Below are 13,809 nucleotides of genomic sequence, written 5' to 3'. Positions count from 1 at the left end.
CCTATCTTTTATATTGATTATTTTGGCTGTTTTTCTTATCTAAATGAGCCTCTTCGTTGCCAGGCCCGGCATTTCCCTTCACACTAGCGGCACTAACGCCTGCTTTGGAAGGATCTTTTTTCATTTTCGCCATCGTTATCACCTCACGAAATAGCATGCCCAATCAGGAACTTTTATTTTGCTAAAAAGAAAAGTTCAAAAAAATTTCAATTTTCCGCGTTTATGGATTGCACAAATTTTCGAAATATTTTATAGTAAGTAGTAGTAGAACTCATTCATAAGTGAATTTTTTTTGACATAAAAATGAATGAGTATTCATTCAAAGTTTGAAGGGGGAGACAATGTTGAACCAATTGATAAAAAAAGCAGCTGTCCTAGGATCTGGAGTAATGGGCTCAGGAATTGCTGCCCACCTCGCAAATATCGGCATTCCAACATTATTACTGGATATTGTGCCACGAGAATTAACCAAAGATGAGGAAGCAAAAGGGCTCACATTAGCTGACAAACAAGTACGTAATCGCATCAGTGCAGGAAACATTCAAAAATTATTGAAGCAAAAGCCGGCGCCACTAGCGGCGAAAAAGAACATAGCCCTCATCGAAGCAGGAAATTTAGAAGATGATTTAGTTAAATTAAAAGAGGTTGACTGGGTTATCGAGGTCGTTGTCGAGAACCTAAACGTTAAAAAACAGGTATTTGAAAAAGTGGACCAATACCGTAAGCCAGGCAGCATTATCAGCTCTAATACTTCGGGAATATCGGTAGAAGCAATGGTAGAAGGCCGTTCTGACGACTTCCAAAAGCATTTCCTTGGCACCCACTTCTTTAACCCGCCGCGCTACCTGAAATTATTAGAGGTAATTCCAACCCAATACACAGACCCGGAAGTTCTCGCCTTCATGAAGACATTCGGTGAGGATGTACTTGGAAAAGGTGTGGTAGTGGCGAAAGATACACCAAACTTTATTGCTAACCGGATTGGGACATACGGTCTTCTTGTCACTGTGCAAGAAATGCTGAAAGCCGGTTTAAGTGTTGGCGAAGTCGACTCGATAACGGGACCATTAATTGGCCGCGCTAAAAGTGCTACCTTCCGTACCCTTGATGTAGTTGGTTTAGATACCTTCTATCATGTTGCCGGAAATGTGTATGACCAAGTGGATGGCAAGGAGAAAGAAGTATTTGAGGTACCCGCTTTCTTAAAAGCAATGGTTGAAAAAGGCTGGCTTGGAAGCAAATCCGGACAAGGATTCTTTTTGAAAAAAGGAAAAGAAATTCTGGAATTAGATCCAAATACATTAGAATATGGCCCACGTAAAAAGCTGTCTACACCTGCCGTTGAGTTAGCAAAGCAGGAAAAAGGCACAGGGAATAAATTGAAAGCGCTTGTATATGCGAATGACAAAGCTGGGCAATTTTTATGGAACACCTTCACAGCGTCATTTGTCTACTCTGCACAGCTGTTAGGTGAAATCGCCGATGATATCGTAGCAATTGATCGTGCGATGAAGTGGGGCTTTGGCTGGGAAATGGGTCCATTCGAAGCATGGGATGCAATTGGCGTTGAAAAATCTGTTAAAAAGATGCAAGAAGCAGGTATAGAAGTTCCAGTATGGGTGACAGAAATGCTTGAAAAAGGAAATTCCTCTTTCTACTTAGAAGAAAACGGTGAGCAGTTCTACTATGATAACGGTCAATATAGACTAGTGGAATATAATCCAAAAGCAATTGATCTTAAAAAACTAAAAAAACAAAAGGGTGTTATTAAAAAGAATAGCGGCGCAAGTTTAATTGACCTTGGCGACGGTGTTGCCCTCTTAGAATTCCATTCACCAAACAATGCGATTGGTCTCGATATCGTGCAAATGATTAATTATGCGGTGGATGAAGTTGAGAAAAATTATAAAGGTCTTGTGATTGGCAACCAGGGCAAGAACTTCTGTGTTGGCGCGAACCTGGCGATGATGTTAATGGAAGTGCAGGATGATAATATTTATGAACTTGATATGATTGTCCGCCACCTTCATAGTGCGTTGTTGAAAGTGAAATACAGCGCGAAGCCGGTGGTCGCGGCACCATTTGGAATGACACTCGGCGGAGGTGCAGAGGTTTGTCTGCCGACAGCACATATCCAAGCATCTGCTGAAACGTATATGGGTCTTGTCGAAGTCGGTGTTGGCTTACTGCCTGGCGGAGGCGGTAATAAAGAGCTTTACATGAAGCATTTAGAGAATCTGCCAAATGGCATTCCATTTGATCTACAAAATGTAGCCAATAAAGTGTTTGAAACGATTGCGATGGCGAAGGTTTCTACTTCTGCTGAAGAAGCACGTGAAAATAACTTCTTAGATGGTTCGGATGGTATCAGCTTCAATAGCGATCATCTGATCTATGATGCGAAACAGGCCGTACTTGCCCTCCATAAACAGGGCTATAAACCAAAAGTGCGAAAAAAGGTTCCGGTAGTGGGAGAAACGGGCTATGCGACATTGTTACTGGGCGCGGAAGGAATGCGCTTATCCGGCTATCTTTCTGAACATGACATGAAGATTGCGAAGAAGATTGCCTATGTCATCGCCGGTGGTAAAGTACCGTTTGGAACAGAAGTGGATGAGCAATATCTATTAGATCTAGAAAGAGAAGCTTTCCTTAGCCTAATTGCAGAACCAAAATCACAGCAGCGCATGCAGCACATGCTTGTGAAGGGCAAACCGTTAAGAAACTAAACAAGGGGGTCAGCCCCCCTAATTTGAGAGAAAGCGAGGGAACTTGCATGAGAGAAGCGGTAATCGTTGCCGGAGCGCGTACCCCGGTTGGTAAGGCAAAGAAAGGAACGCTTGCCCATGTTCGCCCTGATGACTTGGGAGCGTTAGTTGTAAAAGAAACATTAAAACGTGCGGGAAACTATGAAGGAAATATAGATGATTTAATTATCGGCTGTGCGATGCCGGAAGCAGAACAAGGAAATAACATGGCTCGTAATATCGGTGCCCTGGCAGGACTGCCATATACTGTCCCTGCTATCACCATTAATCGTTTCTGTTCGTCAGGCTTACAGGCCATTGCCTATGCGGCGCAAGGAATTATGCTGGGTCACACAGATACAGCGATTGCCGGCGGCGCGGAATCGATGAGCATGATCCCGATGATGGGGCATGTGGTTCGTCCGAATATTAAACTTGCCGAAACAGCACCGCAATATTATATGGGAATGGGCCATACAGCGGAGCAAGTTGCACAGAAATATGGAATTTCCCGTGAAGATCAGGATGCGTTCGCAGTAAGAAGTCACCAGCGTGCTGCTCAAGCAATTGCAGAAGGTAAATTCGTGGATGAAATCGTGCCGGTTGATGTAACGATTCGCACGGTTGGAAATGATAATAAACTTGTTGAAAAAACGATTCAATTTTCACAGGATGAAGGAGTTCGTCCAGGTACAAACCTGCAGACACTCGGAAAACTACGTCCAGCCTTCTCCGTAACGGGGTCGGTAACAGCTGGAAATGCTTCGCAAACAAGTGACGGAGCTGCAGCAGTGATGGTAATGGATCGTGAAAAAGCAGAATCACTTGGCTTAAAGCCATTAGCCAAATTCAGATCATTTGCTGTTGGCGGCGTTCCACCGGAAATTATGGGTGTCGGCCCTGTTGTCGCCATTCCAAAAGCCGTTAAACTAGCTGGTTTAGAGTTATCCGATATTAATTTGTTTGAATTGAATGAAGCATTTGCCTCGCAATCACTGCAAGTTATTCGTGAACTAGGACTTAGCGAAGAAATCGTTAACGTTAATGGTGGAGCAATCGCGCTTGGTCACCCGCTAGGCTGTACGGGTGCAAAGCTGACGTTAAGCTTGATCCATGAATTGAAACGTAGAAATCAGCAATTTGGTGTTGTTACCATGTGTATCGGCGGCGGTATGGGGGCTGCCGGGGTATTCGAATTACTTTAAATTACAACCATGGGGCTTTCACCTCTAGCCCCATGAAAAAAGGATTAGGAGGAATTTTTCATGACTGAAACTAAAAAATTCGTAAAAGGCGGAAGCTTTTTAATTGAAGATTTGTCATTTGAAGATATTTTTACACCAGAGGATTTCTCTGAAGAGCACTTAATGATTGCGCAAACAGCAGCCGACTTTATTGAAAAAGAAGTGGCTCCACAAATAGAACACTTGGAAAACCATGAATTTGATCGTACGGTAAAGCTGTTAAAGAAAATGGGTGAGCTTGGTCTTTTAGCTGTTGACGTTCCGGAAGAGTTTGAAGGCTTAGGATTAGATAAGGTGACCTCATCTGTCATTACAGAGAAAATGTCTGGGGCTGGCGGCTTTTCTCTATCTTATGGCGCCCACGTAGGGATTGGCTCGCTGCCAATCGTTTTATTCGGAAACGATGAGCAAAAGAAAAAATATTTACCTGCATTAGCATCAGGTGAAAAGATTGCTGCCTATGCTTTAACAGAGCCGGGATCCGGTTCAGATGCCCTAGGTGCCAGAACAACGGCAAAATTAAATGCGGCAGGTACTCACTATGTTCTAAATGGTGAAAAGCAATGGATTACAAATGCTGGTTTTGCTGATGTCTTTGTTGTCTATGCAAAGATTGATGGCGAACATTTCTCCGCATTTATCGTGGAAAGAGAGTATCCGGGTGTATCTACTGGAGCAGAAGAGAAGAAAATGGGAATCAAGAGTTCATCCACTCGTACACTTATTTTAGAAGACGTTGCTGTCCCTGTTGAAAACCTATTAGGTGAATATGGCAAAGGTCACGTCATTGCCTTTAACATCTTAAATATTGGACGTTACAAATTAGCAGTTGGCGGTGTCGGCGGCTCTAAAAAGGCATTTGATATGACGGTAAAATATGCAAACGGCCGCAAGCAATTCAAAACACCAATCTCCCAGTTTAATTTGACAAAAGAAAAGTTTGGAACAATGGGATCTAAAATCTATGCCGCTGAAAGCTCAGTCTATCGCACAATTGGTTTATATGAAGACAACCAAGGCCAGCTTTCTACGGAAGAAGCAAAGGACTTAAAGAAGGTGGCAGATTCGATTGCAGAATATGCCATTGAGTGCTCAGTTAACAAATTCTTCGCAAGTGAAGTATTATCATACGTTGTAGACGAAGGTGTCCAAATTCATGGCGGCTATGGCTTCATGCAAGAATATCCAATTGAAAGAGCATATCGTGACGCCCGTATTAACCGAATTTTTGAAGGTACAAACGAAATTAACCGCCTTCTTGTTCCAGGAACTCTTGTGAAAAAAGCAATGAAGGGTGAGCTTCCACTATTCCAAAAAGCTATGGCGCTTCAAGAGGAACTTATGATGCTCATGCCGGAGGAGCCAGGTGATGAGCCACTTGCACAAGAAAAATACCTTGTAAAAAATGCGAAAAAGATTGCGTTACTATCTGCTGGTTTAGCGGCACAGAAATTTGGCAAGGCCCTCGAAAGAGAGCAAGAAGTGCTAGCGAATATTGCTGACATTGTCTCGGCTGTTTACGCAATGGAATCTGTCGTTTTACGTACAGAAAAGGCCATCGCCAAAGACGGATTAGAAAAGAACAAGCAAAAACTTCTTTATACACAGATTTTCTGTCAAGAAGCATTCAATGAAATCGAAGCTACTGCGAAAGAAACTTTAGTAGCGGTTGAACATGGAGACACACTTCGCATGATGTTGTCTTCCCTTCGCAAATTTACACGTCATACCCCAATCAACGTGATTGCGAAAAAACGTGAAGCAGCAGATGTATTAATCGAAGCTGAACGTTATATTGTTTAATTGATCAAGGCTCCCTTCTTTCTTGAAGGGAGTTTTTCTTTTTGAATATTGGAATTTATATCATTCGACTTTGAGAATTGTCCAGCTCCAGCGCCCTAGCGGCTAGTGTCCTTCGTGCTCCGCCCTACGATAAGTCAACATCGGATCGCTCCGCTCTCCGTGTTTCCTTTATCTCAGTTGGAGCGCTCCAGGCCATACGCCGCTGAACAGGGCGCGTGCGCTTTTCTTATAAAAATAATTTTCGAATAGGGAAGGGTTTTTACGAAATTAGTCGAATTTTTGTTAGGGAGAACTTTTAAGGCCACTTGTTAGGATTTTAAAAAACGTTATGGTACTATTCTATTGACGCGATCACATTTTAGTAAAAGGCGGTGAAACAAGTGTCTCTGACTTTTTACTGGTATCCCAAATGCGGCACATGCCGAAACGCAAAGAAATGGCTTGATGCACACCAGATTTCCTATGAAGAAATACATATTGTGGAACAGCCCCCAACCCGTGACGAGTTGCAGGCGTTTTATCAAAAAAGCGGCTTAGAATTAAAGAAATTTTTTAACACGAGTGGTTTGAAATATCGGGAATTAGGGATCAAGGATAAAATGAAATCTGCCTCCGAGGACGAACTGCTTGATTTGCTTGCATCTGACGGAATGTTACTCAAAAGACCGATAGTAACAGATGGTGAACGTGTCACAGTTGGCTTTAAAGAAGAAGAGTATGAGAAGAAGTGGCTTTAAGTTATGATTAATGGGAAATCGATTTATTTCGATGATAGATTTTAGAAAAAATAATGGAGGGATTTGAGCTAATGAGTACACCAAAAGAATTGCGTTATTCCGAAGAACATGAGTGGGTAAAGGTTGAAGGGGAAAGAGTCCGTGTTGGAATTACTGACTTTGCTCAGCATGAATTAGGCGACATCGTTTTCGTTGAGCTTCCAGAAGTAGGCGACGAAGTAACTGCCGACGAACCATTTGGTAGCGTTGAATCCGTTAAAACTGTTTCTGAGCTTTACGCACCAGTCACCGGCAAAGTTGTTGAAGTAAACGAAGATCTAAGCGACAGCCCCGAATTTGTCAATGAATCTCCATACGAAAAAGCATGGATGGTTGTTGTGGAGCTTTCTGATTCAAGTGAGTTAGACAAGCTAATGACTGCAGAACAATATGAAGCAATGACAAAAGAAGACTAATCATACAGTTGAAAAAGCACCTTGTTGGGTGCTTTTTCTCTTAAATTCCCACTTTTTCTTCTACTAAAATCGGGAAGCCTATAATAAAATGAACGTGTGACGGATTGAATCTAAGGGCAGGTAAACCTCATGAGTATGCAAAACCCTACTCTTATCATAACAATAATGCTATAGTTAAAGATGCACACGGAATCAATATTTTAGAATATGTTAACATAAACAACTTTCTAATACAGGTGATGTGGATATGAATGATTCGTATGTTGACAAAGTTCTAATTGTCGAAGGGAAATCGGATAAAAATAAGGTAAAGAATATTGTTAAGGAACCGGTTGAAATCATTTGTACAAACGGGACCATCAGTCACACCAAATTGGATGAATTGATTGATTTTCTCGAGGACAAGGATGTCTATATTCTTGTTGATGCTGATGCTGCCGGTGAGAAGCTTCGCAAACGCTTTAAAAGGGAGTTTCCACAGGCTGAACATTTATATATTGATCGCATGTATCGCGAGGTAGCGACCGCGCCAGTACACCACTTGGCAACCGTTCTCCTAGGAGCGAATATCGATGTGCATACTGAGTTTTTAGAAATGGGTTAAATAGTTATGAACGAATGGAATCGAAATGATTTGACTGCTTTCCTTGGCAATGAGGAAAGCGGGATACTATATTTTTATACCCCTCTATGCGGCACCTGTCAGGTAGCGTCAAAGATGCTAGCTGTGGTTGAGGAGCTCGTAAAGGTTAAAATGGGAAAAATGAACTTGAATTTTTATCCTGATCTAGCGGCAGAATTTGCGGTAGAAAGTGTGCCGTGCTTATTAATTGTACGAGGCGGCCAAGTGAAAGAGACCCTTTACGCATTTCATTCCGTGCCCTATTTGCTGGAAAAAATAAAAGAATATTTAACTTAAGCAGATGCGGGTAGCATCTGCTTTTTGGTGTGAGGATTCGTGGTAGTAATTGTGACCGGTAGCCGGAAAAAAGAGCCGCCACGGTCATAAAAAAGATAAATTGTGACCGATAGCTGGAAAAAAGAGCCGCTGCGGGCACAAAAAAATAATTGTGACCGGAGGCCGGAAAAAAGTGCGCCACGGTCACAAAAAAGGAAAATTGTGACCGGTAGCCGGAAAAAAGAACCGCCGCGGTCATAAAAAAGATAAATTGTGACCGATAGCCGGAAAAAAGAGCCGCCGCGGTCACAAAAAAATAATTGTGACCTGAGGCCGAAAAAAAGGGCCGCCGCGGTCACAAAAAAGGAAAATTGTGACCGATAGCCAGAAAAAAGAGCCGCCGCGGTCACAAAAAAGGAAAATTGTGACCGATAGCCAGAAAAAAGGGCCGCCGCGGTCACAAAAAAATAATTGTGACCGGTAGCTGAAAAGAAGAGCCGCCACGGTCACAAAAAAGGAAAATTGTGACCGATAGCCAGAAAAAAGGGCTGCCGCGGTCACGAAAAATAATTGTGACCGGAAGCCGGAAAAAAAGACCGCCGCGGTCACAAAAAAAATAATTGTGCCTAGTAGCCGGAAAAAGAAGCCACTGTCGCTATAAAAAGGTGATTTATACCCCGGAAAATGCAAATCAACAAAATTACATAAAAAAGGATCCCTTTGTTTTTCCACTAATTCTAAGGTTCTGCATCAAAACCCTCCTAATGGTCTTCATCGACACTGCCATACCACACCAATCATAAACGACAACAGTGGTGATCTTCATCCCAGGAAAAAGTAGTCTTAACTCCTCCACACCTCGCAAAACAGCATGATCAAGCAATTCTATGTGACCGCATACATCACAAAAAAGTTTACGTTCAACAACAGAAGTTTTAAGGGAGTGGCAAGCAGCACACAAATTACCCTTTTTCAGACCTGCATAGTCATATGGGGGTAACTTATCATAGGGGGACTTAACTTGATGCATAGAAACTAATTGGTCTGCAAGCTTTTTATGGAAGCCATTTGAAGTAGATGGCCTTTTATTCACTTTATTCATAAAACGATTGAGTTGATTTGGATAAATAATAGGTAAGTTTTGAGGGGCTTGATATAGGTGAAACTCGGGGTTGATAAAGACAACGTACGCCTCAATTGGGAGTTTATAACCCAAATTCTGAAGAAATTGCCGGAGTAAGGATTCGCTTCGTTCTAGTTGTTGCAATGGATTCTTAATCTCCTTATCCTTGTAAACTAGATGGAACCTGCCATTTTCATAAAAATAATCTCCTTCAAAATTTTTCACTTCGAAAAGGTATAAAGGCTCTTGAGTTACCATCAATGAATCAATTTGAAAGGTACTGCCGCTAGAATCAAGCAATAAGTCATTTAGCGTATACCTTTGACAGTGAAGCTTCTCTGTCAATGCGTCAAACATCACTTCACCCTCATAGCCTTTGACGAGATAATGCAGGCGCTGTTTGTCCTTTTCAGCCAAAAACATTCTACCATTTAGGAATTCTAGAATAATTGCTTTCATTGGTTTCGCTCGAGGTTTATAACACATATTCCACGTCCTTTCTAACTTTCATTTTATAAAAATAACTTAGCGAAGGAAGATGAAGATTTGAATACTTTTTAACACTTTCCAAAAAAAGGGCCTTCTCATGTAAATCCGACATATTTCTCAGGAAATTGTCGAGTGATAATAAAAGGATTCCGTACCTGCTTGCTGAATTAGTACTTTATAAGCAAGGAGACCGGAGTGGTGAAAATGATCGAAGTGCTAAACACCTTTTTAGTAAAAATCCAGGACCAAGCCCATGTCCTTCCCCTCATTCATCAAGCGGACGTACAAATTAACCTAAGATGTGGGGAACAGATCATCCAATTAATAATCAAAAACAGCACCATCATAAGCCTGCAAAATTCAGAAGTACAACCGTCGAAATACGAGATCACTGGCTCCCCTGCTGCAATGAAGCAGCTGCTCAATGGAACGGAAAGGCTGCGTGTTCTTGAACAGCAGGGGCGGCTAAAAGTTTCAGCACCATTAAGAACCATACTATTACTAGAATCGATCTTCTTTTTAACAAAAGCACAGGAACATCCACTTGCAAAAATAATTTAAACAAAGTTATTGACTCGGAATTGAACTTGCTGTAATGTATTACTTAAATATTCAATCAATTAAGATAACTTAATAAGGCATTCTTATCAAGAGTGGCGGAGGGACTGGCCCTTTGAAGCCCGGCAACCGGTATGGAACACGGTGCTAAATCCAGCAGAGCAATGGCGCTCTGGGAGATGAGAAGAGAGTGACCCCTCTTCTCATGAAGTGGGGTTTTAGTTTTTTTACAATAAAGGAGGAAGCGAGAATGGCAGAAAATCAAAAGAAATATCGTTTTGAAACATTAAGTGTACATGGAGGGTTAGCTCCGGATCCGGTAACAGGTGCGCGTGCTGTTCCCATTTATCAAAACAATGCCTACCAATTTAAAAATACCGAGCACGCAGCAAATCTATTTAGTTTAGCGGAGCCAGGTTACATATATACCCGAATTCATAATCCGACAACAACGGTTTTTGAAGAAAGAGTGGCATTATTAGAAGGCGGAGTCGGCGCCCTTGCGGTTGCCAGCGGCATGGCAGCGATCACACTCGCAATTCTAAACCTTGCACAGGCAGGGGATGAGATAGTTTCTGCATCAAACCTTTATGGCGGAACATATAATCTATTTGCTGTTACCCTCCCTAAATATGGAATAAACGTGAAATTTGTTAACCCGGATGATCCGGAAAATTTCCGTGCAGCAATTACGGAAAAAACAAAAGCCGTTTTTGCAGAAACGATTGGTAATCCAAGCTTACGCCTCCTCGATATTGAAAAAGTGGCCGACATTGCACATGAGGCAGGAGTGCCATTAATTATTGACAATACATTTGCGACACCGTATCTCTGCCGTCCAATTGAATTCGGTGCTGATATTGTCATTCACTCGGCGACAAAATGGCTGCTAGGTAATGGGACAACAACTGGCGGAATCATTGTTGATGGCGGCAAATTTGATTGGAATTCACCGAAATTCCCGGGCTTCACGACACCTGACTCAAGCTACCATGACCTTGTTTATGCCGAAGCACTCGGTGCTATAGCTTACATTATTAAAGCCCGCGTGCAATTATTGCGCGACCTCGGTCCTGCCCTAAGTCCGCTTAATGCCTTCCAATTTACGCTTGGGCTCGAAACGCTCCATGTCCGGATGAAGGAGCATGTGGCTAATACGAAGCAAGTAGTTGAATATTTAGAAGATCACCCTGCCGTTGCATGGGTATCCTATCCGGGGCATCCATCGCACCCAGATCAGAAGCTAGCGAAAAAGTATTTACCAAAAGGTGCAGGGTCAATGGTTGTCTTTGGCATTAAGGGAGGCAAAGAAGCAGGAGCTAAATTGATTGATTCTCTGTCACTTTGGGCGCATGTGGCCAATGTGGGTGATGCAAAAAGCTTAATTATTCACCCGGCAAGTACGACACACCAGCAATTAGATGCTGAAGGACTGAAATCGGCAGGTGTATCGGAGGATTTAATCCGACTTTCCATTGGTATTGAGAATGTGGAGGATTTAATTGAGGATCTCGAAGCAGCAATTGAAGCAGCAACAGGCTTGGCATCAGTTAAGGCGAATGCCTAAGTAATAAGGAAAAAAAAAACGTTCGACTTTGAGAGAATGGACCGGCTTCAGCGACTAGCGTTTTTCCACTCAATTTTCCGAAAATGAAGAATCTTTTTATTGACACTATTTTTTATCCGTGATACGATAGCTTTTGTAAAATAATTTACTTAAATAATTTAACGTGTTAATTGAATATAGAATGCTGTTAGCTCTTATCAAGAGAGGTGGAGGGATGTGCCCGATGAAGCCCGGCAACCGTCAATATTTTTTATTGAAATGGTGCCAATTCACACAAAGCGTAGGCTTTGGAAGATGGGAGAAAGGTCTAGTTCGTGATGCCTTTCTGCCTGTGCAGAGAGGCATTTTATTTTGGAAAAGGAAAGAGATTTTCAACTTTTAGAATTGTCTAACTTCAGGCGCTTTCCGCTTTTATTTTTCTGAAATATTTTCTCTGAAACAGTCAAACCCTATATTCAAGTAACGGATAATCAGGATAAGAAGTAGGTGATTTTAGGTGATTTCAATAAAAAGTGTCCGCAAGATTTATCCTTCGAAGCAAGGTGAACTGAAAGCTGTAGATGATGTAAACCTTGAGATTAAAAATGGAGAGATCTTCGGTGTAATTGGTTATAGTGGTGCCGGAAAAAGTACCCTGATCCGGATGTTGAATGGGCTGGAGCTGCCAACCGATGGAAGTGTCACGGTTGCCGGACGGGTCATTTCAAAAATCAAGGGCGCTGAACTTCGAAAAGCACGTCAGGAAATCAGTATGATTTTTCAGCATTTTAACTTGCTGTGGTCAAGGACAGTTAGCGAAAATATTGCTTTTCCACTTGAAATTGCGGGTGTTAAAGGAACGCAAAGAAAGAAGAGAGTCGAAGAGTTAGTAAAGTTAGTTGGCTTGGAAGGACGCGAAAATGCGTACCCCTCACAGCTGAGCGGTGGACAAAAGCAGCGAGTTGGGATTGCCAGAGCACTCGCCAATAACCCAAAAGTACTCCTTTGTGACGAAGCGACTTCGGCACTGGATCCGCAAACGACCGATTCGATATTAGAATTGTTAGTAGATATCAACAAGCGGCTTGGGTTAACGATTGTTTTGATTACACATGAAATGCATGTTATTCGGAAAATTTGTCACCGGGTTGCGGTGATGGAGAGCGGTCGTGTCGTGGAGCTTGGTACGGTGCTCGATGTATTTAAAAACCCGCAGCAGCCGATTACGAAACGATTCGTGCAGCAGGTTTCAGAGCCTGAAGAAACAAAGGAAACAGCAGATCATTTACTTGACCAATATCGTTCAGGAAGGATTGTTCAACTGACGTTTATTGGCGAATCTGCAGAGCAGCCGCTGATGACGAATTTAATCCGCCATCATAACGTAGTCGTGAATATTTTGCAGGGGAAAATTTCGCAAACACAAAGTGGTTCATACGGAACACTTTTCATTCATATCGATGGGGACGATGATGAAGTTCACAAAGCAATCGACTTTATTCGTTCACAACAGGTAGGAGTGGAGGTGGTCACAAATGATTAAAGAATATTTTCCGAATGTGGATTGGCTGATCATGTGGCAGGAAACAAAAAATACTCTTTACATGACGGGAATATCGGTTCTAGCAACCTTTATTTTAGGCACCCTACTTGGCTTGATCTTATTTTTAACCACAAAAGGAAACATGTGGGAAAATAAACCGATTAACGCCGTAATCAGTGGAATTGTAAATATTTTTCGCTCAGTCCCGTTTATTATCTTAATTGTATTATTAATCCCTTTTACCACATTCTTGGTAGGAACCATGATTGGCGAAGACGCTGCATTGCCGGCACTGATTATCGGAGCTGCCCCGTTTTATGCGAGGATGGTGGAAATTGGCCTTAGAGAAATTGATAAAGGGGTCATTGAAGCCGCTAAGTCAATGGGTGCCACAACGGGAACAATTATTTGGAAGGTTTTGCTGCCAGAATCGATGCCGGCGCTTATATCCGGGATTACAGTTACCGCGATTGCCCTTATCGGTTACACGGCGATGGCAGGTGCGATTGGTGCCGGTGGTTTAGGGAATCTTGCCTATAATTATGGTTTTCAACGGGGTCAAAACGATGTCACGTTTGTCGCAACCGTCATCATATTAATCATTGTGTTTATAGTTCAATTTATTGGTGATTTTATCACTTCAAAATTAGATAAACGATAAAAGGA

13 protein-coding genes and 2 riboswitches are annotated in these 13,809 nt (G+C 42.2%); of the genes, 11 read left to right on the top strand and 2 right to left on the bottom strand.

The genetic code is table 11. The annotated features are described in order from the left end of the window. Window position 1: 1 nt before the first annotated feature. On the bottom strand, window positions 2-133 hold the full coding sequence (locus G6554_RS05275; protein ID WP_166239489.1) for a YuzL family protein: 132 nt from the start codon (window positions 131-133) through the stop codon (window positions 2-4). A gap of 208 nt (window positions 134-341) precedes the next feature. Between G6554_RS05275 and G6554_RS05270 the strand changes: the two genes are divergently transcribed. The 7 genes from G6554_RS05270 (at window position 342) to G6554_RS05240 (ending at window position 7,905) form a co-directional block, all read left to right on the top strand. Next, on the top strand, window positions 342-2,729 hold the full coding sequence (locus G6554_RS05270) for a 3-hydroxyacyl-CoA dehydrogenase/enoyl-CoA hydratase family protein (protein WP_166239487.1): 2,388 nt from the start codon (window positions 342-344) through the stop codon (window positions 2,727-2,729). 47 nt (window positions 2,730-2,776) lie between these two features. Beyond that, entirely contained in the window at window positions 2,777-3,952 is a 1,176-nt protein-coding gene (locus G6554_RS05265; RefSeq protein WP_166239485.1) for an acetyl-CoA C-acetyltransferase, read from the top strand. A 60-nt stretch (window positions 3,953-4,012) separates the two neighbouring features. After that, window positions 4,013-5,794 carry an acyl-CoA dehydrogenase family protein gene (locus G6554_RS05260; RefSeq protein ID WP_166239483.1) on the top strand — a complete coding sequence of 594 codons (1,782 nt, stop codon included), beginning with the start codon at window positions 4,013-4,015 and terminating at the stop codon, window positions 5,792-5,794. Window positions 5,795-6,174: 380 nt separating this feature from the next. After that, entirely contained in the window at window positions 6,175-6,531 is a 357-nt protein-coding gene (locus tag G6554_RS05255; protein WP_166239481.1) for a Spx/MgsR family RNA polymerase-binding regulatory protein, read from the top strand. Between the two features lie 71 nt (window positions 6,532-6,602). Beyond that, window positions 6,603-6,986, top strand: coding sequence for a glycine cleavage system protein GcvH (gene gcvH / locus G6554_RS05250; RefSeq protein ID WP_166239699.1), 384 nt, complete (start codon window positions 6,603-6,605; stop codon window positions 6,984-6,986). 247 nt (window positions 6,987-7,233) lie between these two features. Beyond that, window positions 7,234-7,590 (top strand): toprim domain-containing protein, encoded by a 357-nt coding sequence (locus G6554_RS05245; protein WP_007088111.1) that lies wholly within the window; start codon window positions 7,234-7,236, stop codon window positions 7,588-7,590. A gap of 6 nt (window positions 7,591-7,596) precedes the next feature. Further along, the gene (locus G6554_RS05240; protein ID WP_166239479.1) at window positions 7,597-7,905 is read left to right on the top strand and encodes a thioredoxin family protein; all 309 of its coding nucleotides are present in this window, start codon (window positions 7,597-7,599) and stop codon (window positions 7,903-7,905) included. A gap of 679 nt (window positions 7,906-8,584) precedes the next feature. On the opposite strand, the gene G6554_RS05235 is transcribed toward G6554_RS05240, so the two are convergent. Beyond that, a complete protein-coding gene (locus G6554_RS05235; RefSeq protein WP_166239477.1) occupies window positions 8,585-9,493 on the bottom strand; it encodes a nuclease-related domain-containing protein in 909 nt (302 codons plus the stop codon). Between the two features lie 201 nt (window positions 9,494-9,694). On the opposite strand from G6554_RS05235, the gene G6554_RS05230 reads away from it, so the two are divergent. From G6554_RS05230 to G6554_RS05215, 4 genes are all read left to right on the top strand, one after another. Then, entirely contained in the window at window positions 9,695-10,057 is a 363-nt protein-coding gene (locus G6554_RS05230; protein WP_166239475.1) for an SCP2 sterol-binding domain-containing protein, read from the top strand. An 80-nt stretch (window positions 10,058-10,137) separates the two neighbouring features. After that, a riboswitch (SAM riboswitch) is annotated at window positions 10,138-10,240 on the top strand. Window positions 10,241-10,304: 64 nt separating this feature from the next. Then, window positions 10,305-11,621: an O-acetylhomoserine aminocarboxypropyltransferase/cysteine synthase family protein gene (locus tag G6554_RS05225; protein ID WP_166239473.1), complete on the top strand. Its 1,317-nt coding sequence runs from the start codon at window positions 10,305-10,307 to the stop codon at window positions 11,619-11,621. 191 nt (window positions 11,622-11,812) lie between these two features. Continuing rightward, window positions 11,813-11,922: riboswitch (SAM riboswitch) on the top strand. A 195-nt stretch (window positions 11,923-12,117) separates the two neighbouring features. Next, window positions 12,118-13,143 (top strand): ATP-binding cassette domain-containing protein, encoded by a 1,026-nt coding sequence (locus G6554_RS05220; protein WP_166239471.1) that lies wholly within the window; start codon window positions 12,118-12,120, stop codon window positions 13,141-13,143. Further along, window positions 13,136-13,804 carry a methionine ABC transporter permease gene (locus G6554_RS05215; protein ID WP_166239469.1) on the top strand — a complete coding sequence of 223 codons (669 nt, stop codon included), beginning with the start codon at window positions 13,136-13,138 and terminating at the stop codon, window positions 13,802-13,804. The genes G6554_RS05220 and G6554_RS05215 overlap by 8 nt, the downstream gene beginning before the upstream one ends. The last annotated feature ends 5 nt before the right edge of the window (window positions 13,805-13,809 follow it).

The organism is Bacillus sp. MM2020_4, assembly GCF_011250555.1.
GTDB lineage: Bacteria > Bacillota > Bacilli > Bacillales > Cytobacillaceae > Neobacillus.
Note: the sequence above shows the minus strand (reverse complement) of the source record. Positions and strands in the feature narration are given on the sequence as shown.

Coding starts and splice junctions, on each gene's coding strand:
- G6554_RS05275 (WP_166239489.1), bottom strand. CDS start 133: ATGGCGAAAATGAAAAAAGATCCTTCCAAAGCAGGCGTTAGTGCCGCT.
- gcvH (WP_166239699.1), top strand. CDS start 6,603: ATGAGTACACCAAAAGAATTGCGTTATTCCGAAGAACATGAGTGGGTA.
- G6554_RS05245 (WP_007088111.1), top strand. CDS start 7,234: ATGAATGATTCGTATGTTGACAAAGTTCTAATTGTCGAAGGGAAATCG.
- G6554_RS05235 (WP_166239477.1), bottom strand. CDS start 9,493: ATGTGTTATAAACCTCGAGCGAAACCAATGAAAGCAATTATTCTAGAA.
- G6554_RS05215 (WP_166239469.1), top strand. CDS start 13,136: ATGATTAAAGAATATTTTCCGAATGTGGATTGGCTGATCATGTGGCAG.
- G6554_RS05260 (WP_166239483.1), top strand. CDS start 4,013: ATGACTGAAACTAAAAAATTCGTAAAAGGCGGAAGCTTTTTAATTGAA.
- G6554_RS05225 (WP_166239473.1), top strand. CDS start 10,305: ATGGCAGAAAATCAAAAGAAATATCGTTTTGAAACATTAAGTGTACAT.
- G6554_RS05265 (WP_166239485.1), top strand. CDS start 2,777: ATGAGAGAAGCGGTAATCGTTGCCGGAGCGCGTACCCCGGTTGGTAAG.
- G6554_RS05240 (WP_166239479.1), top strand. CDS start 7,597: ATGAACGAATGGAATCGAAATGATTTGACTGCTTTCCTTGGCAATGAG.
- G6554_RS05270 (WP_166239487.1), top strand. CDS start 342: ATGTTGAACCAATTGATAAAAAAAGCAGCTGTCCTAGGATCTGGAGTA.